Genomic DNA, 18876 nt, shown 5'->3' on the forward strand with positions numbered 1-18876 from the left:
TCCTCGGACCGCATCGGGCACCGTCACCCGATGTCCGGAACGCGCGCAGGCACGGAGCGTACGGTCCACGACATGACAGACGAGAACGACATCCGTCGCCCGGAGCAGGACGCAGCTCGACTCGGTCTCGTCGTGGTCGGTGAGGCTGCGGCCCTGCAGTCCGGCGACGAGGCCGCCATGGACGCGAGCGAGGCGAACATCCGCGACGCCGTCGACGAACTGGTCGACGTGCCGCTCACCCCGCGTCAGGAGGAGGTCGTCGAACGGCTCGCGCAGGCCGGTGGCACCCTCACGGCCGGACTCAGCGGAGCGCTCGCCGCCCGCACCGGCAGCAGTGTCGACGACGTGCTCGAGGGCGCGGCCCGCAGCATCCTCTGGCAGGAGCGCCTGGCGGACGACCGCGAGGACGCCGGCCGACAGGACGCCGGACACCCCGACGTCGACCCCGACGGACGCGGCGACCGCGACCCCGCCTGATCCACCGACGCGACGGACGGGAGGCTCCCCACCGGTCCGGTGGGGAGCCTCCCGTCCGTGGTCGGTCGCTCCGACGCCGGTCAGGCGGTTGCGCGCCACCAGTCGTCGAACGGCGACGCCGGGACCTGACGCTTGTGCTCCGTCGAGCGGTACCGGGCTTCGATCGCCTCGGCGACCTCGACCGGGACGTCGTGCCCCTGCAGGTAGGCGTCGAGCTCCGCGTAGGTGAGGCCGAGGTTCGCCTCGTCCGTCTGCCCCGGCACGTCGTCGAGCAGGTCCGCGGTCGGGGCCTTCTCGTACAGGCGGGCCGGTGCCCCGAGGTGCTCGAGCAGCTGCCGGCCCTGGCTCTTCGTCAGACCGGTCAGCGGAGTGAGGTCGACTCCGCCGTCGCCGTACTTCGTGAAGAAGCCCGTGACCGCCTCGGCCGCGTGGTCCGTCCCGATGACCAGGAGACCGCGCTGCCCGGCGACCGCGTACTGCGCCACCATCCGCATGCGGGCCTTGACGTTGCCCTTGACGAAGTCACTCAGCGCCACGCCGGCCTCGGCGGTGTCCTGCACCACGCCGTCCACCCCGTGCTCGATGTTCACGACGATGCCCGGGTCGGCCGCGATGAACTGCAGGGCGAGCTGCGCGTCGTCCTCGTCGGCTTGCACGCGGTACGGCATCCGGACCGTGACGAACTCGACGGCGCGCCCCTCGGCCCGGAGCGACTCGACCGCGAGCTGCGTCAGGCGGCCGGCCAGGGTGGAGTCCTGCCCGCCGCTGACGGCGAGGACGTAGCCGTTCGCGCCCGTGGTCAGCAGGTAGTCGCGCAGGAAGCCCACGCGCCGCGAGACCTCCTGCTCGGGGTCGATGGTGGGCTGGACGTTGAGGTCCGCGGCGATGGCGGCTTGGAGTTCTCGCACTCCCCCAGTATCCGCCCGAGCCGCGCCGGACGCACGGGGTCCGCGCGCCGTGCTCGCTAGAGTGGCGCGCACACCGCTCGGGAGGTCGCACCCGCACCGGTGATGACGGAGGTGTGCTGTGACGGACGGGCACCGGGCCGGCCTCCTCGCGATCGCGGTGACCTCGCTGCTCTGGGGCACCACCGGGACGGCCGCGACCTTCGCTCCGGACGTCGGCCCGCTCGCCGTCGGCGCTGCGGCGCTCGGCATCGGCGGACTCCTGCAGGCCGTCGTCGGCGCGCGGTCCCTCCGAGCGAGCGCCCCGTTGCTCCGGCCGCGTCGGATGCTGGTCCTCGTCGGTGCGCTCGCCGTCGCGGTGTACCCGCTGGCGTTCTACACCGCCATGCACACCGCCGGGGTGGCCGTCGGGTCGGTGGTGTCGCTGGCGTCAGCGCCCCTGGCGTCCGGTGTCCTGGAGCGGGCGCTCGACCGGCACCCCCTCAGCCGGTGGTGGGTGCTGGCCGCGGTGCTCGGCGTCCTCGGGAGCGTGCTGCTCTGCCTGTCGAGCGTGACCGGCTCGCCCGCTCCCGATGGCCCGCACGGCGCGGACGGGACCGCCGGCGCTCCCGGGTCGACGACCGTCGGCGTCGCTCTCGGTCTCGTGGCCGGAGCCTCGTACGCGGTCTACTCCTGGGCCTCCCGGCGCCTCATGGTGGACGGCGTCCCACGAGCGGCCGCGATGGGCGCGGTCTTCGGCGGTGGTGGCCTGCTCCTCGTGCCGGTGCTCGCCGTCACCGGGGCACCGCTGATCGCGTCCGCGCAGAACGCCGCGGTGGGGGCCTACATGGCACTCGTGCCGATGTTCCTCGGCTACCTGCTGTTCGGGTACGGCCTGTCACGGGTCCCGGCGAGCACGGCCACGACCGTCACCCTGACCGAGCCGGCCGTCGCGACCGTGCTGGCGGTGCTGGTCGTCGGCGAGCGACTCACCGCGGTGGGGTGGGCAGGCCTCGGAGTGATCGCGCTCGTGCTCGTCGTCCTCGCGGTGGCGCCGACGAACACGACGGCCGGAGGTCCCCCGGACCGGCGACAGCGGTGACACAGCCGCTACCGCGACCACCGTGGTGCCCCTGGAGGGACTCGAACCCCCAACCCTTTCCTTAGGACGGAACTGCTCTTCCATTGAGCTACAGAGGCCAGCCAGTCCACTCTAGCGGGAGCCGGGACGCGCTGGACGGGAGGCCCGGGGCGCGCGCACCCCGGCCCTCCCGTCCGGCGGCTCCCGCGACCGTCCCCGGTCGCGACCGTCGCCGTCTACGCGGCGACCAGGTACTCGTCCCAGTCCGGCTGCGGCCGCTCGATGCCGCGCACGACCCACGCCGAACCGTGCGGGGCCTTCGGCGGGAAGCGCAGCGTCCACCCCATCTCACGCGGAGTGCGATCACCCTTGACGTTGTTGCAGGCCAGGCAGCAGGCGACGAGGTTCTCCCACGAGTCGCGGCCGCCGCGGGACTTCGGCTGCACGTGGTCGATCGTCGTGGCGTTCCGGCCGCAGTAGGCGCACCGGTTGGCGTCCCGGCGGAGCACACCGCGCCGGGACACCGGGATCAGCCGGGACTGCGGGATGCGCACGTACCGGGTCAGGATGATGACGGACGGACGGTCGTAGCTGACGGCGGCACCGGTGACGGGGTGCAGGGTGTCGGCGGCGACGACGGAGGCCTTCTGGTTCATGACGAGGACCAGGGCTCGACGGAACGAGATCACCGCGAGGGGCTCGTAACCGGCGTTGAGGACGAGAGTGCGCATGGGTTCCCTTCCGACGTGCCTGGACGGCTTCCAGGCGGTGCGGGCACCGGGTCGGTCGGCGTCGAGCGGGTGGTCACGGCCTCCGGCCCCGGGCTGGGTCCGGCCGGACCGATCCCGCCGTCAGCGGGCCCGTCCTGCCGGAGCAGGACGGCCCCGTCGGGGTGGGGAGGTCCGGAAACACGAAGAGCACCACCCGTCAGGGCAGTGCTCTGGTCAATCGCGCGCGAGCCGGGGCTCGCAGGCTGTGGTCGTCCGTATGTCGACATGCGCGCGCCGACCCATGGTGCGGGTCGTGCGTGACGTCGACATGTGGTCTCCCGTTCGGGTCGAGTCGATCCGATGCGTGCAGGCTAACCCAGAAACCGGCCCCGCACGAGGGGTGCGGGGCCGGTTCGGACGCTGTTCACATCGTCGACGTCAGGGCGTCGACCACGGGGTCAGATCCCGAGACGGACGATGTGGTAGCTGCTCGACCAGATCGGTCGGATCGACACGGAACCACCGGGCTTCGGGGCGTCCATGATCATGCCGTTGCCCATGTAGAAGCCGTCGTGCGAACCGTCGTTGAACACGACGACGTCGCCGGGCTGCGCTTCTGACTCGGGGATCGTGGTGCCGGCCTGGTCCTGCAGGGTGACCGAGTGGGCCAGGCTGATGCCGTGCTGCGCGTAGACGTACATGACGTAGCCCGAGCAGTCGAAGCCGGCAGGGGTGGCACCACCGAACACGTACGGGGTGCCGATGTACTGCTTCGCGGTGGCGACGACGGCCGGCAGCGAGAACGGGGTACCGGCGGCGGGAGCCGCACTGGTCGCGGCGGCGTCGGAGGCAGAGGCGGTCGTCGCGGCGGCCTCGGAGGCGTCGGCGAGGTAGTCCTCGGCCGTCTTGCCGTCGTAGGCGAACTCGGCGGCCTTCGCGGCGCGGGCGGCCTCGACCTGCTCGGCATGCTCGGCAGCGGACTTCGCCGCGGCCTGCGCTTCGAGGGTCGCGGTCGAGGTGGCGCCGAAGCCGTCGCGCGAGGTGTCACCGACGCCGGCGGCGGCCGACACGTCGAACTCCTGCGCCTGCGCCTGCACGGCGGTGGGGGCGGCGACGTCGGACGTGGTGGCCGGCTGAGTGCTCGCGAAGGCGGCGGGGACGGCCATCGTGCCGAACATGCCGGCGGCGACCGCGAGCACGACGGGCGCCATGAACTTCCGCTTGCGCGAGGAGGTCGTCGGCGCTGCTGCCGAGCGGGTGGCGGCGGTGCGGGTGACACCGAGGGCGCTGCCGGTGCGGGCCGCCGTCGGGCGGGCCGCGGTCGTGCGGGCGGGGGTGGACGCCGTTCGGGCGAGCGGTCGGCGCGTGGCACGCTCGGCTGCTTCGCGTACTGCCCTGCGGGTCAGGGGAGCTGCGGTGGCGTCACCGGAGGTCGTCGGGTTCGCGGTCGTCGAGTCGTCCGCGGCGGTACCGGTGTGGGTCAAGTGGGTCTCCGGCGTCTCATCGACACGCACCCGGTGGTCGACCGAGCGTGTGCAACCCCATCCGTTCGTCATCGTTTCCGATCCAGGCAGGAGACGGGTCGTGAGACGTCCTGCCACGGGTCCCCGCGATCGCTGCTCCCGGGGACCCGTCGAGTGTACGGGCGCTCGGTCACGCTGTCGAGATGAAACCGTGATCTGGTAACGAACAGGTGAAGAAGCCCCGGTCAGAGCGCTGCCAACGGCGTTACACCGGTGCGTCCGATTCTTGTACGTCCGTAAAGGTGTTGCACCCCCGACGTGTACCCCCTACAGTTCGCCCACCACGAGGACCCAGGCGCGAACTCACCGCGGCGATCCCGGTCCACCAACGGACCCTCGTGCTGTGACGCCCGGCACCTGCACCGAGCGATCGCAGCGACAGCACACGACCGACCGGCCGGTCCAGGACGGGTTGCGGAACGTCGACAGGGACGGTCACGGGATCGCGGTGCACATGTGACGAGGACGGAATGCAGGTACCCCGGAGTGCGGGCTCCGGTGCACCCCGACGCAGCGCCTGGCCCGGGCTGTGCCGGCGAGCGACAGGTCACTCGCCGAAGAGGTCCTCGGCGATGTCGTCGGCGTTGCCGGGGAAGCACAGCGAGACCGCCTGCACGGTGTAGTTCCCGGGGTACGCGTACGCGCTGATCGACGCGATCTTCCCGCCACCGCTGCCGATGACCGCCGGACCGTCGCTCGACTCGCGGCGGACGACCTGCATCCCCTGGGACTTCCAGTGCTCCTCCATGCGGGTGGCGTCCTCGTCGGGCGACCCCTCGAGCGTGCTCCCGGTCAGGTAGCGCCACTGCGCCCCTCGCGTGCCGTCCTCGAGTTCGCAGTCTTCCGGGTAGTCCGGGCCGGTGCGCGCCTTCCACTCCCCACCGAGTCGCTCGGTGGCGTCGTCGACGGCTTCGATCATCTGCTGCTTCGCGGTGTCGGCGTCCACAGTCGGCTCCGTTCGTCCTGGTGCTGCGGTGTCGGGTCCCCGCAGGACACAGCCTGCGAGCACGGTGGTGGTGGCCGTCATGACGAGGACGCCCGCGACGGCGCGCCTCGCCGTGGTCCATCGTGCGGTGGTCGTCGTCGTCATCGTCCCGCCATCCACCAGGGCTTCCCGTCGATCAGGTCCTGGTCTCGCTTCGTCGGTGGTTTCGGGTGGTACGCGGTCGCATCGTCCTCGTGCCCCGTCGTGACCCGCCCCACGTTGTACACGGACTCGGTGTCGGCGTCCAGGTAGCCGGACCTGTCACCGGTGAGCGGGTCGTGGTGGAGGACCGGCTTCCGGTCCGCCGCGTCGGCGGGGTTCGAGTCAACACCTTCACGTCCTCGTGCGGGTCGTCCGACGGGCGTCCAGGGAACGGACGGGGCACGCCCGGACAGGGCAGACCGTTCCTGCCCCTCGGTGCGGCGGGCGAGGAGACGTCAGTCGGTGCTGATGTAGACGTGCTGCGCGACCTCGGTCGGCAGTTCGATCCCGGCGTCCTCGCCGTCGACGCGGACCGACACGTAGGCGCCCGCACGCTGCACGCTCGCCGTCCGCCCGGGCATGACCCCGGCGGCGCGGAGCTGGTGCAGGAGCTCCGGTTCGAACTGCACCGGCTCACCCAGGCGCCGGATGACGCCGGTCGCGACGGCGTCGGTGTCGTCGGTGGCCGCCACGATGTTCCGCACGCCGTCCAGGAAGCCCGGAGCGGTGGGACCGCCGATCTCCGCCAGGCCCGGGATCGGGTTGCCGTACGGGGACTCCGTCGGGTTCCCGAGCATCTCGAGCAGGCGGACCTCCACCTGCTCGCTCATCACGTGCTCCCACCGACAGGCCTCGTCGTGGACGAAGGCCCAGTCGAGACCGATCACGTCGGCGAGCAACCGCTCGGCCAGACGGTGCTTGCGCATCACGTGCGTGGCGCGGGACCGACCGGTGTCGGTGAGTTCCAGGTGCCGGTCGCCCGAGACGACGACGAGGCCGTCGCGCTCCATGCGGGCGATCGTCTGCGAGACCGTGGGGCCCGAGTGCCCGAGGCGCTCCGAGATCCGGGCGCGCAGCGGGACGATGCCCTCTTCTTCGAGGTCGAGGATGGTGCGGAGGTACATCTCCGTGGTGTCGACGAGATCGGTCACGCCTCCGCCTCTCCTGATGTGGACCCAGCCCGACCCACACTACTTGGTGGGACCGACGACCCGGGACCGACACCGTGCGCTCTCCGCGGACGCTGGCCGGGAGGCCCGTCCCGGCCCCGCCCCGTCCGGCCGGTCCATGGGGGCGACCGCGGGGCCGTCGGTAGGATCGGCCCATGGCAGACATCGTCATCCCAGCCGACCTCCTCCCCACCGACGGCCGCTTCGGATGTGGTCCGTCGAAGATCCGCGGAGCGCAGCTCGAGACCCTCGTCACCCGCGGAGCGACCGTCCTCGGGACCTCGCACCGTCAGAAGCCCGTCAAGGACCTCGTCGGGTCCGTCCGGCAGGGCCTCGCCGACCTCTTCCAGGTGCCGGACGGGTACGAGGTCGTCCTCGGCAACGGCGGGTCGACCGCGTTCTGGGACGCCGCCGCCTTCGGTCTCATCGAGCGCCGGGCGGAGAACCTCTCCTTCGGTGAGTTCGGGTCGAAGTTCGCCAAGGCCGCCGCCGCCCCGTGGCTCGAGGCACCGCACGTCGTGGAGGCCCCGGGCGGGTCACGCGCCGAGCTCGAGATCGTCGAGGGCGTGGACGTCTACGCGTACCCGCACAACGAGACCTCGACCGGCGTCATGGCCCCGGTCGTCCGGGCCGCGGGCGACCCCGGCGCGCTGACCGTCGTCGATGCCACGAGCGCTGCCGGTGGTGCCGCGTTCGACGTCGACCAGACCGACGTCTACTACTTCGCCCCGCAGAAGAACTTCGCCTCGGACGGCGGGCTCTGGCTCGCGCTGTTCTCCCCCGCGGCGATCGAGCGTGTCGAGCGGATCGCCGCGTCCGACCGCTACATCCCGGAGTTCCTGTCGCTGAAGAACGCCGTGGACAACTCCCGGTTGGACCAGACGCTCAACACCCCGGCGATCACGACCCTGCTGCTCCTCGACGACCAGGTGCGGTGGATGAACCAGTCCGGCGGTCTGGCGTGGGCCGACGGCCGCACGAAGACGTCGTCCTCGACGCTCTACGACTGGGCCGAGGCCTCCGACTACGCGACGCCGTTCGTCACCGACCCGGCGCACCGGTCCCAGGTCGTCGTGACGATCGACCTCGACGACTCGATCGACGCCAAGGCCCTGGCCGCGACGCTCCGCCAGAACGGGATCGTCGACACCGAGCCCTACCGGAAGCTCGGCCGCAACCAGCTCCGCGTCGCGACCTTCACGGCGATCGACCCTGACGACGTCACCAAGCTCACGCGGGCGATCGACCACGTGGTGGCTGCTCTGGCGAGCTGACCCCGCCGCCGGACGCGACGAGGGCGGTGCCCCGCAACGGTGTTCCGTTGCGGGGCACCGCCCTCGCCGTGTCGCGTGGGTCGGCGTGTCGCGTGCGTCGACGTGTCGCGTGGGTCGGGCAGGACCGGACCGACGGGTCAGGACCTGAGTGACCGGTCAGGACCGGTGGAAGCCGGGATCGGTCTCGCCGGCGTCGAGCTGGTCCAGGTCCAGGTCGTCGTCGGGGTCGACGGGACGGACGCGGCGGGTGCGGCGACGACCACGGGTGCGGGCGGGCGGGGCGACGGGCTCGTCGTCGTCCGACTCCTCGTCGTCGTCGTCATCCGACTCCTCGTCGTCGTCGTCATCCGACTCGTCGTCGTCCGAGTCGTCGTCGTCGTCCGAGTCGTCGTCGGACTCGTCATCGTCGTCCGACTCGTCGTCGTCCTCGTCCGCCTCGTCGTCGAAGTCGTCCTCGTCCTCGTCCGACTCCTCGTCGTCCTGCGCGGCCCGGTACTCGGCCAGTCGCTCCGACCACGGCACCCACTCCGGCGCGAGCAACGAGCCGTCACCCGGCATCAGTTCGACCTCGAGCACGGTGGGCTCGTCACCCTCGACCTGGGCGATGCTGACGGTCCAGCGCCACCCCGGGTACCCCGGCATGCGGTTGGCGAAGAGGACGGACACGACGCCGTCGCCCTCGTCCACCGTGCCGACAGGGCTCCCGACGGTGGCTTCCGGGGTGATCTCGAGCAGTGCCCCGCGGGCGAGCTCGGTGAGGTCGGTGGTCATGTTCACGCGTCCAACTGGTCGGCGACGTGTCGCAGGATGGTGGCGATCCGCTCACCGTTCTTCGGGTAGCGGCCTCGCTTGAGGTCGCCGCTGATGCGGTCGAGTTCCTTCACGAGGTCCTCGACGATCACGGCCATGTCGTCGGCCGAGCGGCGGGTCATCTTGGCGAGTGAGGGCTGCGCCTCGAGGATCCGGACGGTCAACGCCTGCGATCCCTTCTTGCCCTGCACCACCCCGTACTCGAGCTTGGTGCCGGCCTTCACCGTGGTCACACCGTCGGGCAGGGAGGAGGCGTGCAGGAAGACCTGGTCGCCGTCGTCTCCGGAGATGAAACCGAAGCCCTTCTGGTCGTCGTAGAACTTGACCTTGCCGGTGGGCATGCTGGGACTCCTCGTCACATGAACGGCCGCGGTGCGTCGGACTATCCTGGGTGGATGGCCAAGCCGACCCGATCCACCGGGGCCCCCCGCACTGCTGCGGAACCCCCGGCGACGTTCAATCGTACCGAACGCACGCTCGCGTTCATGGTCGGTGGGATCGTCCTCCTCATCCTGGCGTGCTTCATCGTCATGATCACCGGGTGGTTGACGCTGCAGCAGATCCCGGGGGACGGCATCTGGCCGGTCGCCCTGGGGGTCGTCTACTTCGGTCCGCCGGTCGCGTTCGTCCTCATGCTGACGCTCCTGGTCGTCACCTGGACGCGCAAGGCGCGGCAGCACCGCACAGAGGCTCGCTGACGTCCGCCCCGGACGCCCGCAGGACGATGACGACCACGACGGACCTCGCCGCACGCCTGCGCGAGCTCCCCGACGACGCGCTCGAGCGACTCGTGCTCGCGCGCGCCCTGCCCGCCGCCGCGCTCGGCGAATCCGGTCCGCAGCACATCGCGGACTTCTTCGACCTCGCTGAGGCGCTCCGCACCGACGACGCCGTGGACGCCGCCATCGAGCGGCTCCCCCGGCGCACGCTCGTCGCGCTGCGTGACGGCGGCTCCCCCGAGGACCTCGCTCCGGCCGTCGCACTCGGTCTGGTCGCCGAGGACGGCGCCGTGGACGACGCGGTCGCGGCCCGGTTGGCGGCCCGGCCCGGCCTGGTGCCGGACGGCCCGGGAGGCCCGGCGCCAGCCCGCCCCGCACCCGCCACCCCGCAGGACCCCGGAGACGGCGCGGACGACGCCCGCACTCGCGCCGCCGGGGCCGAGCACGCCTTCGAGACGCTCACCGTGCTCGCGGAACTCCTCCACGCGGCCGACGCCGGCGCCGTCCGGGAGGTCGCGAAGGGCGGGATCGGGGCGCCGCTCGCCAGACAACTCGCCGAACGCACGGGAGCGGACGCCGCCGTGGTGCCGGACCGCCTCGCGCTGCTCGACCGCGTCGGCGCCGCGCACCCGGAGGACGGCTCCTGGAAGGTGTCGGAACGCGGGCGGGCCTGGCTCCGGTCGTCGTGGCCCGATCGCTGGGCCTCGCTCGTGCACGACTGGCGGCGTGCCCTCGCCCCCGCCGTGGTCGAGGTCCTCGACCTCGCGGAGGACGACCTCACCGACCTGGTGGCGACGGGCCGTTGGGCGTACCCGGCCGGGTCGCGCTGGCTCGACGCCGCGCTGCTGGACGCGGCGGGCACGGCCAGGGTCCTCGGGCTCGCGGTCGACGGACGCCTGACCTCCACCGGCTGTGCCCTGCTCGGGGACGACCCCGACGCAGCCCGGGCCGCCGCCGATGCCGATCTGCCCGGGACGGTCGACGGCGTGTACCTCCAGCCGGACCTCACCGTCATCGCACCGGGCCCGCTCTCGCCGGTCGACGACGACGACCTCCGCGCCGTCGCCGACCTCGAGGCGCCGGGACTCGCGGCGCGGTACCGGGTGTCCGAGGACTCGATCCGCCGGGCGCTGCGTGCCGGCCGCACCCGGGACGAGGTCCTGGCGCTCTTCACCCGACTCGGCGCCACCGACGTCCCGCAGCCCCTCACCTACCTCGTCGACCAGGTCGCCACGCGGGACGGCAGCGTCGTCGTCGGCCGCGGCGAGGGCGACCTCGGCTCGGTGGTGCACGGGACCCCCGAGCAACTCGACCTCATCGGGGTGGACGCCGAGCTCCGCCAACTGGCGTGGGAGCGGCCCGACCTCACCACCCTCGTGACGAAGTACCCGCCGCACGTCGTGGCGAGCGCCCTCGAGGACCAGCGCTACCCGGCCGTGCTCGCAGCCGACGCCCGCCCCGAGGCGCGATCCGGGCCTCCCGTCCGACGGCGCACGCCGAGCCGTTCGCCCGGACAGGCGGCCCACGCGCTCGTGCAGCGCCTGCGTCTGACGACGGAGCGTGGCGACGCGGAGCCGGAGCAGGAGTGGATGGCCCGGCAGATCGACATGGCGGTGCGCGGACGGACGCCGGTCCGGGTGACGGTCCGGATGCCGGACGGGTCGGAGCGGCCGTTCTCGATCGTCCCGACCTCGGTCGCCGCCGGTCGGGTGCGTGGGAAGGACACCGCGGTGGACGTCGAGCGGACCCTCCCGCTGTCACTCGTCGTCGCGATCGAGAGCGATGCCTGACGGGCGTCCTGTGGACAACCGGGCGTCGCACCAGCTGCGCCGCCTAGGCTGATCCGTCATGAACGGACCGCTGATCGTGCAGAGTGACCGCACCGTCCTGCTCGAGGTCGCGCACCCCGAGGCAGAGGACGCCCGCCACGCGCTCGCGGTCTTCGCCGAGCTCGAGCGGGCGCCGGAGCACGTGCACACCTACCGCATCACGCGGCTCGGGCTGTGGAACGCGCGGGCTGCCGGACACGACGCCGCGTCCATGGTCGACACCCTCGAACGGTTCGCGAAGTTCCCGGTGCCGCAGAGCGTCACGGTCGACATCGAGGACACCGTCTCCCGCTACGGCCGTCTGGTGATCCGGCGCGAGGAGCGCGAGGACGCCCCGGTCATCGCGAACTCCCCGTCCGAGGAGCTCGAGCAGCAGCCCGCGCTCGTGCTGACCGCGTCGGACCCGGCGCTCCTCGCCGAGGTCACGCGGTCGAAGCGCATCCAGCCGCTCCTCGGCGAGCGCCGCTCGGACACCGCCGTCGAACTGCAGGCCTGGGCTCGCGGGCAGGTCAAGCAGGAGCTCGTGAAGATCGGCTGGCCCGCCGAGGACCTCGCCGGTTACACGCCCGGACAGCCGCACGACATCGACCTCGACACCGCGGACTGGGACCTCCGGCCGTACCAGCACGACGCCGTGGACAGCTTCTTCCAGCAGGGATCCGGGGTCGTCGTGCTGCCCTGTGGCGCCGGCAAGACCTTGGTCGGTGCCGGGGCGATGGCGACCGTCAAGGCGACGACGCTCATCCTCGTCACGAACACCGTCTCGGCGCGGCAGTGGCGGACCGAGCTGCTCAAGCGCACCACCCTGACCGAGGACGAGATCGGCGAGTACTCCGGCAGTGTCAAGGAGATCCGGCCGGTCACGATCGCGACCTACCAGATCCTCACCGCCCGTCGGAAGGGCGCCTACACACACCTGTCCCTCCTCGACGCCCTCGACTGGGGGCTCGTGGTCTACGACGAGGTGCACCTGCTCCCCGCGCCGGTGTTCAAGCTGACCGCCGACCTGCAGGCGCGGCGGCGGCTCGGGCTGACGGCGACACTCGTGCGCGAGGACGGGCGCGAGGGTGACGTCTTCTCCCTGATCGGGCCGAAGCGCTACGACGCGCCGTGGAAGGAGATCGAGGCGCAGGGCTACATCTCCCCCGCCGAGTGCTACGAGGTCCGGATCGACCTCGCGCACGAGGACCGGTTGGAGTACGCGGCCTCGAGCGACGACGAGCGGTACCGGCTCGCGGCGACCTCGCCGGCCAAGACGCCGGTGGTGCGGGACCTGATCGAGAAACACCGGGGTGAGCAGATCCTCGTCATCGGGCAGTACATCGACCAGCTTGACGAGCTCGCGGCATCCCTCGACGCCGCCGAGATCACGGGCGCGACGCCCGTCGACGAGCGGGAGCGGCTGTACCAGGCGTTCCGCGAGGGCGCGATCGACGTGCTCGTCGTGTCCAAGGTCGCGAACTTCTCCGTCGACCTGCCGGACGCGACCGTGGCGATCCAGGTGTCGGGCTCGTTCGGGTCCCGGCAGGAAGAAGCGCAGCGGCTCGGCCGACTCCTCCGGCCGAACAAGGACGGCGTCCCGGCGTCGTTCTACACCTTGGTCACGCGCGACACCGTGGACCAGGACTTCGCACAGAACCGGCAGCGCTTCCTCGCGGAACAGGGGTACTCGTACACGATCCTCGACGCCGACCAGGTGGCACCGGCCGCCGCGTAGTACCCGCCGCCTCAGTGCGCCTCTGGCCAACACACGAAGTGCTCCCAGGAAGCAGCCAGGGAACAGTCAGAGGATGGGGTCATGACCGACGGACCCAAGATCCTCATCGTCGACGACGAGCCGAACATCCGCGATCTCCTCACGACCTCGCTGCGCTTCGCCGGATTCGCGGTGCGGGCGGTCGGGAACGGTGCACAGGCGATCTCCGCCGTGCTCGAAGAGGAGCCGGACCTCATCATCCTCGACGTCATGCTCCCCGACATGAACGGGTTCGGCGTCACCAAGCGCCTCCGTTCCTCGGGCTACACCTCGCCGATCCTCTTCCTGACGGCGAAGGACGACACCGAGGACAAGATCACCGGGCTCACGGTCGGTGGAGACGACTACGTCACCAAGCCGTTCTCGCTGGACGAGATCGTCGCCCGCATCAAGGCGATCCTCCGTCGCACGATGAACGACGAAGAGGACGCGATCATCCGCGCCGGCGAACTCACGATGGACCAGGACACGCACGAGGTCACCATCGGCGACGCGCAGATCGAGCTCTCCCCCACCGAGTTCAAGTTGCTCCGCTACCTCATGCTCAACCCCAACCGGGTGCTGTCGAAGGCGCAGATCCTCGACCACGTCTGGGAGTACGACTTCAACGGCGACGCCGGCATCGTGGAGTCCTACATCTCCTACCTGCGTCGGAAGCTCGACCAGTACTCGGCCGAGCCGATCATCCAGACCAAGCGCGGCTTCGGCTACATGCTCAAGGCGACCAAGGCCTCCTGAGCGCCGAGCTGGCCAGGTCGCACAGCTGACTGTCGGCGGCCGTCGGGTTCTTCCCGGCGGCCGCCGCTTACTGTTGGGGAAGCATGCACGAGCGAATGAGCAACTGGTGGGACGGGATCTCCCTCCGCACCAAGATCACCGGGATCACCGTCCTCCTGGTCGCACTCGGTCTGCTCGTCGCCGGGCTCGGGACCATGACGGTCCTGAGCACCTACCTCAACCTGCAGCTCGACACCCAGGTGAAGACGACGAGTTCGCAACTCGAGGGGCAGAACGTCAGCGACGGCGAGCAGTACTGCAAGCTGTCCGTCGTCCTCGAGAAGAGCTCCTACGTCGCTGCCTACGACGGAGACGGTGAGCAGATCTGCGACACCCAGTCCTCGTCGCAGCCGGACATCACCCGCGTCGACTTCACTGCCGCGGCGACCGCCGTGCACCCGTTCAGCCTGTACGACAAGCAGCACAGCCACGAATGGCGCGCCCAGGTCATCCCGGCGAACCTGCAGAACCTCTCGACGGGCGCGACCGAGACCGGGTACGTCCTCGTCGCCGTGTCGAGCGCGGACACCGATCAGACCATCCTGCGCTTCACCGTCATCTTCCTGTTCTTCGGCATCGCGGTGATCCTGCTCGGCGCGATGCTCACGCGCCTCCTCGTCACGGCCACGTTCGACCCGCTGCGCAACGTCGAGGACACGGCCGCGCGGTTCGCCGCCGGTGACTTCAACCAGCGACTCGACGCCGACACCCCGAACACCGAGGTCGGCCGCCTCAACCGCTCCCTCAACGCGATGCTCGAGCGGATCGACGACGCGTTCGAGGACCGTCAGCGCACCATCGACCAGATGCGCCGCTTCGTCGGTGACGCCTCCCACGAGCTCCGGACCCCGCTCGTCTCCCTCCGCGGGTACGCCGAGCTCTACCGGATGGGAGCGCTCCGCAAGGAAGAAGACGTCGCCCAGGCGATGGAACGCATCGAGAAGGAGGCCCAGCGCATGGGCCTGCTCGTGCAGGACCTCCTGCAGCTCGCGCGCATCGACGAGTCGAAGCCGCTCGAGCTCGGGCCGGTCGACCTCGTCGCCATCGCCCGCGACTCCGCCCTCGACACGATGGCGTCGAACCCGGACCGCGAGATCCAGGTGCTCGTCGAGGACGCCCTGACCGGTGAGAACGTGCCGCAGGCCGTGCGCCCGGCCAGCGCCTTCGGTGCCGCTGCCGACGGCGACCGTGCCCCCGCCGCGCCGGCGTCGCCCTCGCTCAACACCACCGGGCCGATCGCGTTCTCACGCCAGACCATCGCACGCCTGCGTGCCCGTCGGTCCCGGGCGATGAACGTCGACACGAAGAACCCGACGGACGAGACGACCCCGCTGCCGACGATCGTGCTGCCGAAGCGCCCACCGATCGTCCTGGCCGAGGAGAACAAGATCCGTCAGGTCATCACGAACCTGATGGGCAACGCGATGCGGTTCACCGAGCACGACGACCCCATCGAGATCGGCATCGGGGTGGATGACGACCGCGGCATGGCGCACATCGACGTGATCGACCACGGCGAGGGCATCCCGCCCCAGCTGCGCGACAAGATCTTCCAGCGCTTCTGGCGCGCGGACACCTCTCGTGCGCGGGACACCGGCGGATCGGGCCTCGGGCTCGCGATCGTGTCGGGCATCGTGCACGCGCACAACGGGTCGGTGGAGGTGTTCGACACCCCCGGTGGTGGTGCGACGTTCCGCGTGTGGCTGCCGCTCCTGCCCCGCGAGTCCGCCCCCGCCGCGCCCGTCCTGTCCTGACCCCCGGCCTGGTGCCGGGCACCGGGCGGCGGCGCGGCGCGGCGGCGGCGGCGGCGCGGCGGCGCGGCGGCGCGGCGGCGGCGGCGCGGCCGCGCGGTGGCGGCGGCGCGGGATTCCGCAATTCTGGAACCTCGACGGTCGAGATGCGCCGATCGTGGAACCTCGTCAGTACTCACGCGGCGCGTCGCGGAACCGCCGCGTCGGACCTGCCGCCCGTTCGACGCGCCGTTGCTCGAACGCCTGTCGAAGACGCTCGAACAGCACTGCGGGACGGTCCGCGTCGACCGCAGTCGCGTGCACGACGATCCAGTCGTTCACGACGAAGCCGTTCGATCGCCGTCGATCATGTCGGAAGGTCTGCTGTTCACGGTGGTGGTCGCCGTCGTACTCGAGGGCGATCCGGAGGTCCGGCCATGCCATGTCCGCCCGCCCCAGGAACGTGCCCGACGCGTCGAAGACGTCGTGGTTCACCTCCGGCTCCGGGAACCCCGCGTCGACGACCCGGACACGCATCCTGCTCTCCATCGGTGACTCCGATCCTGCCCGGACCCGCGCCAGCGCGGCTCGCGCCCGGCGCACGTGTCGTCCCCTGGGCGGGATCGCCGCTCGCAGTCCGTCGAGCGTCGCCAGATCCGCAGGACCGAGGAAGTAGTCGCCGAGCACGACGAGGTCCTCGAGGCTCGACGACCCGGCACACTCGTACCACGAGCGCGCCGGCGCACTGAGCCGGAACCCGTTCCGGTACCGCACGTCGACGGTCGGGTCCCGGACGCGATGTGGGACGACGTGCGGGCGTCGCATGACCGGAGCGACTCCGACGGACGTGACGTGGACCGCCTCGCCTCCGAAGTGGCCTGACACCGGCGCTCCCCAGAACAGTGCCGCAGTGCCATGGCTGAAGAACTGGTCGTCGCGGAGCACCAGTGCGAGCGCCTCGACCCTGGACACACCGAGGCCGGAGGGAGCGCGGACCCCGTGGATGGGCGCTTCCAGGTCCGTCCGACTGAGCCGTGTGCGGGTCGCGCCAGCGGCCACCGCGTCCCGCACGCGGAACGGACCGTCGTCGGGCACGGGAAGTTCGGCTGGTCTGCTCATGGCCGTGAGCCTCGTCGACGAGGACCGGCGTGGACACGACGTGGATCGCGCTTGTGGAGACGGAGGCGAGCCGGGCCTCCTGTGCGACGGAGTGAACGCGACGGAATCCTCCGGCGCCTGCGCGACACCGCCGGTTCCACGACGTGCCGTCTGCGTTCGTCGCGGTTCCGCAATTCTGCGATCCCGGCGCGCGAGATGCGCGAATTACGGAACCTCGGAGGCCCCCCCCACGCGGAGGCCCCCGCACGCGGAAGGGCCCCCGCACGCGCAGCGTGCGAGGGCCCTTGCCAGCAGGACGGACTAGAAGTCCATGCCACCCGTCGGGTCGCCGGCCGGCATGGCCGGGGTCTTCTCCGGCTTGTCGGCGACGACGGCCTCGGTCGTGAGGAACAGACCGGCGATCGACGCGGCGTTCTGCAGCGCCGAGCGCGTGACCTTGGCCGGGTCGATGATGCCCGCGGCGATGAGGTCGACGTACTCACCCGTCGCAGCGTTGAGGCCGTGGCCGGCCTCGAGCTCGCGGACACGAGCGGCGACGACACCCGGCTCGAGACCGGCGTTCAGCGCGATCTGCTTGAGCGGCGCGTCGATGGCGACACGGACGATGTTCGCACCCGTGGCCTCGTCACCCTCGAGCGAGAGACCGTCGAGCGCGACCTTGCCGGCCTGGATGAGGGCGACGCCACCACCGGCGACGATGCCCTCTTCGACGGCTGCCTTCGCGTTGCGGACGGCGTCCTCGATGCGGTGCTTGCGCTCCTTGAGCTCGACCTCGGTCGCGGCACCCGCCTTGATGACGGCAACGCCACCGGCGAGCTTGGCGAGGCGCTCCTGGAGCTTCTCGCGGTCGTAGTCGGAGTCGGTCGCCTCGATCTCGGCGCGGATCTGACGGACGCGGCCGGCGATCTGCTCGGCGTCGCCGGCACCCTCGACGATCGTGGTCTCGTCCTTGGTGATGACGACCTTGCGGGCACGACCGAGGAGGTCGAGCGTCGCGTTCTCGAGCTTGAGGCCGACCTCTTCCGAGATGACCTGGCCGCCGGTGAGGATCGCGATGTCCTGGAGCATGGCCTTGCGGCGGTCGCCGAAGCCCGGGGCCTTGACGGCGACGGACTTGAAGATGCCGCGGATCTTGTTCACGACGAGCGTGGCCAGGGCCTCGCCGTCGACGTCCTCGGCGATGATCAGGAGCTGCTTGCCCGCCTGGATCACCTTGTCGACGACCGGCAGGAGGTCCTTGATGTTCGAGATCTTCGAGTTGACGATCAGGATGTACGCGTCCTCGAAGACGGCTTCCTGGCGCTCGGGGTCGGTCACGAAGTACTGCGACAGGTAGCCCTTGTCGAAGCGCATGCCCTCGGTGAGCTCGAGCTCGGTGCCGAAGGTGTTCGACTCCTCGACGGTGACGACACCTTCCTTGCCGACCTTGTCGATGGCCTCGGCGATGAGTGCGCCGATGGTCGGGTCAGCGGCCGAGATCGACGCGGTGGCAGCGATCTGGTCCTTGGTCTCGATCTCCTTCGCGTCGGCGAGGAGCTGGTCGGAGACGGCGGCGACGGCCTTCTCGATGCCGCGCTTGAGCGACACGGGGTCGGCACCGGCGGCGACGTTGCGGAGGCCTTCACGGACGAGGGCCTGGGCGAGGACGGTCGCGGTGGTCGTGCCGTCACCGGCGACGTCGTCGGTCTTCTTGGCGACCTCCTTGACGAGCTCCGCACCGATCTTCTCGTACGGGTCGTCGAGCTCGATCTCCTTGGCGATGGAGACACCGTCGTTCGTGATCGTGGGGGCGCCCCACTTCTTCTCGAGGACGACGTTGCGGCCGCGCGGGCCGAGCGTCACCTTCACGGCGTCGGCCAGCTGGTTGAGGCCGCGCTCGAGGCCGCGTCGGGCCTCTTCGTTGAAAGCAATGATCTTTGCCATGTGAGTTCTTCGTCCCTCCCGGACGTCGTCATCGGGGTCGTTCTGGCACTCAGCCTGGCCGAGTGCCAAGCCCGATTCTGGCACTCGCCACCCGAGAGTGCAACACAGTCGGGAGGCTCTGCCCCAGT

17 protein-coding genes and 1 tRNA gene are annotated in these 18876 nt (G+C 71.0%); 8 read left to right on the forward strand and 10 right to left on the reverse strand.

What is annotated here, in order from left to right:
- Positions 1-72 precede the first annotated feature (72 nt).
- Positions 73-477 carry a hypothetical protein gene (locus DEJ18_RS13775; RefSeq protein WP_146241636.1) on the forward strand — a complete coding sequence of 135 codons (405 nt, stop codon included), beginning with the start codon at positions 73-75 and terminating at the stop codon, positions 475-477.
- 80 nt (positions 478-557) lie between these two features.
- Here DEJ18_RS13775 and nadE read toward each other — a convergent pair whose 3' ends face one another.
- Positions 558-1385 (reverse strand): NAD(+) synthase, encoded by an 828-nt coding sequence (gene nadE, locus DEJ18_RS13780; RefSeq protein ID WP_111211561.1) that lies wholly within the window; start codon positions 1383-1385, stop codon positions 558-560.
- A gap of 118 nt (positions 1386-1503) precedes the next feature.
- Between nadE and DEJ18_RS13785 the strand changes: the two genes are divergently transcribed.
- A complete protein-coding gene (locus DEJ18_RS13785; RefSeq protein ID WP_111211560.1) occupies positions 1504-2463 on the forward strand; it encodes a DMT family transporter in 960 nt (319 codons plus the stop codon).
- A gap of 23 nt (positions 2464-2486) precedes the next feature.
- Here DEJ18_RS13785 and DEJ18_RS13790 read toward each other — a convergent pair.
- The 5 genes from DEJ18_RS13790 to DEJ18_RS13810 all read right to left on the reverse strand — a co-directional run bounded on the left by DEJ18_RS13790 (position 2487) and on the right by DEJ18_RS13810 (position 6793).
- Positions 2487-2561: transfer RNA gene (locus tag DEJ18_RS13790), tRNA-Arg, on the reverse strand.
- A 117-nt stretch (positions 2562-2678) separates the two neighbouring features.
- The gene (locus tag DEJ18_RS13795) at positions 2679-3173 is read right to left on the reverse strand and encodes an HNH endonuclease (protein WP_110824428.1); all 495 of its coding nucleotides are present in this window, start codon (positions 3171-3173) and stop codon (positions 2679-2681) included.
- A gap of 437 nt (positions 3174-3610) precedes the next feature.
- Positions 3611-4636: a C40 family peptidase gene (locus tag DEJ18_RS13800; protein WP_220034363.1), complete on the reverse strand. Its 1026-nt coding sequence runs from the start codon at positions 4634-4636 to the stop codon at positions 3611-3613.
- 586 nt (positions 4637-5222) lie between these two features.
- Positions 5223-5765: a hypothetical protein gene (locus DEJ18_RS13805; protein ID WP_111211559.1), complete on the reverse strand. Its 543-nt coding sequence runs from the start codon at positions 5763-5765 to the stop codon at positions 5223-5225.
- A 332-nt stretch (positions 5766-6097) separates the two neighbouring features.
- A complete protein-coding gene (locus tag DEJ18_RS13810; RefSeq protein ID WP_111211558.1) occupies positions 6098-6793 on the reverse strand; it encodes an iron-dependent transcriptional repressor DtxR in 696 nt (231 codons plus the stop codon).
- A 173-nt stretch (positions 6794-6966) separates the two neighbouring features.
- Between DEJ18_RS13810 and serC the strand changes: the two genes are divergently transcribed.
- Positions 6967-8085, forward strand: coding sequence for a phosphoserine transaminase (gene serC, locus DEJ18_RS13815; RefSeq protein WP_111211557.1), 1119 nt, complete (start codon positions 6967-6969; stop codon positions 8083-8085).
- 156 nt (positions 8086-8241) lie between these two features.
- Here serC and DEJ18_RS13820 read toward each other — a convergent pair whose 3' ends face one another.
- Together DEJ18_RS13820 and DEJ18_RS13825 are read right to left on the reverse strand one after the other, a co-directional pair.
- Positions 8242-8856 (reverse strand): DUF3027 domain-containing protein, encoded by a 615-nt coding sequence (locus tag DEJ18_RS13820; protein ID WP_111211556.1) that lies wholly within the window; start codon positions 8854-8856, stop codon positions 8242-8244.
- Between the two features lie 2 nt (positions 8857-8858).
- Positions 8859-9236, reverse strand: coding sequence for a cold-shock protein (locus DEJ18_RS13825; protein ID WP_111079839.1), 378 nt, complete (start codon positions 9234-9236; stop codon positions 8859-8861).
- A 54-nt stretch (positions 9237-9290) separates the two neighbouring features.
- Here DEJ18_RS13825 and DEJ18_RS13830 point away from each other — a divergent pair, with 54 nt between their 5' ends.
- The 5 genes from DEJ18_RS13830 (at position 9291) to DEJ18_RS13850 (ending at position 15730) form a co-directional block, all read left to right on the forward strand.
- Positions 9291-9593: a multidrug ABC transporter ATPase gene (locus DEJ18_RS13830; RefSeq protein WP_146241635.1), complete on the forward strand. Its 303-nt coding sequence runs from the start codon at positions 9291-9293 to the stop codon at positions 9591-9593.
- 26 nt (positions 9594-9619) lie between these two features.
- The gene (locus DEJ18_RS13835; protein ID WP_111211554.1) at positions 9620-11404 is read left to right on the forward strand and encodes a helicase-associated domain-containing protein; all 1785 of its coding nucleotides are present in this window, start codon (positions 9620-9622) and stop codon (positions 11402-11404) included.
- A gap of 58 nt (positions 11405-11462) precedes the next feature.
- Positions 11463-13160 (forward strand): DNA repair helicase XPB, encoded by a 1698-nt coding sequence (locus DEJ18_RS13840; protein WP_111211553.1) that lies wholly within the window; start codon positions 11463-11465, stop codon positions 13158-13160.
- Between the two features lie 81 nt (positions 13161-13241).
- A complete protein-coding gene (locus tag DEJ18_RS13845; protein WP_110824090.1) occupies positions 13242-13937 on the forward strand; it encodes a response regulator transcription factor in 696 nt (231 codons plus the stop codon).
- 83 nt (positions 13938-14020) lie between these two features.
- Positions 14021-15730: a sensor histidine kinase gene (locus DEJ18_RS13850; RefSeq protein ID WP_111079843.1), complete on the forward strand. Its 1710-nt coding sequence runs from the start codon at positions 14021-14023 to the stop codon at positions 15728-15730.
- A 165-nt stretch (positions 15731-15895) separates the two neighbouring features.
- Here DEJ18_RS13850 and DEJ18_RS13855 read toward each other — a convergent pair whose 3' ends face one another.
- The gene (locus tag DEJ18_RS13855; RefSeq protein WP_146241520.1) at positions 15896-16825 is read right to left on the reverse strand and encodes a putative endonuclease domain-containing protein; all 930 of its coding nucleotides are present in this window, start codon (positions 16823-16825) and stop codon (positions 15896-15898) included.
- Between the two features lie 300 nt (positions 16826-17125).
- Complete coding sequence (gene groL / locus DEJ18_RS13860) at positions 17126-18748, reverse strand: chaperonin GroEL (protein WP_111079845.1); 1623 nt, start codon at positions 18746-18748, stop codon at positions 17126-17128.
- Between the last annotated feature and the right edge of the window lie 128 nt (positions 18749-18876).

The organism is Curtobacterium sp. MCSS17_015, from assembly GCF_003234265.2.
Taxonomy (GTDB): domain Bacteria; phylum Actinomycetota; class Actinomycetes; order Actinomycetales; family Microbacteriaceae; genus Curtobacterium.

What these genes read in the sequence shown, in the direction of transcription:
- DEJ18_RS13775 (WP_146241636.1), top strand. Translation starts at nt 73, where the DNA reads ATGACAGACGAGAACGACATCCGTCGCCCGGAGCAGGACGCAGCTCGA.
- DEJ18_RS13795 (WP_110824428.1), bottom strand. Translation starts at nt 3,173, where the DNA reads ATGCGCACTCTCGTCCTCAACGCCGGTTACGAGCCCCTCGCGGTGATC.
- DEJ18_RS13805 (WP_111211559.1), bottom strand. Translation starts at nt 5,765, where the DNA reads ATGACGACGACGACCACCGCACGATGGACCACGGCGAGGCGCGCCGTC.
- serC (WP_111211557.1), top strand. Translation starts at nt 6,967, where the DNA reads ATGGCAGACATCGTCATCCCAGCCGACCTCCTCCCCACCGACGGCCGC.
- DEJ18_RS13820 (WP_111211556.1), bottom strand. Translation starts at nt 8,856, where the DNA reads ATGACCACCGACCTCACCGAGCTCGCCCGCGGGGCACTGCTCGAGATC.
- DEJ18_RS13825 (WP_111079839.1), bottom strand. Translation starts at nt 9,236, where the DNA reads ATGCCCACCGGCAAGGTCAAGTTCTACGACGACCAGAAGGGCTTCGGT.
- DEJ18_RS13830 (WP_146241635.1), top strand. Translation starts at nt 9,291, where the DNA reads ATGGCCAAGCCGACCCGATCCACCGGGGCCCCCCGCACTGCTGCGGAA.
- DEJ18_RS13835 (WP_111211554.1), top strand. Translation starts at nt 9,620, where the DNA reads ATGACGACCACGACGGACCTCGCCGCACGCCTGCGCGAGCTCCCCGAC.
- DEJ18_RS13840 (WP_111211553.1), top strand. Translation starts at nt 11,463, where the DNA reads ATGAACGGACCGCTGATCGTGCAGAGTGACCGCACCGTCCTGCTCGAG.
- DEJ18_RS13845 (WP_110824090.1), top strand. Translation starts at nt 13,242, where the DNA reads ATGACCGACGGACCCAAGATCCTCATCGTCGACGACGAGCCGAACATC.
- DEJ18_RS13850 (WP_111079843.1), top strand. Translation starts at nt 14,021, where the DNA reads ATGCACGAGCGAATGAGCAACTGGTGGGACGGGATCTCCCTCCGCACC.
- DEJ18_RS13855 (WP_146241520.1), bottom strand. Translation starts at nt 16,825, where the DNA reads ATGAGCAGACCAGCCGAACTTCCCGTGCCCGACGACGGTCCGTTCCGC.
- groL (WP_111079845.1), bottom strand. Translation starts at nt 18,748, where the DNA reads ATGGCAAAGATCATTGCTTTCAACGAAGAGGCCCGACGCGGCCTCGAG.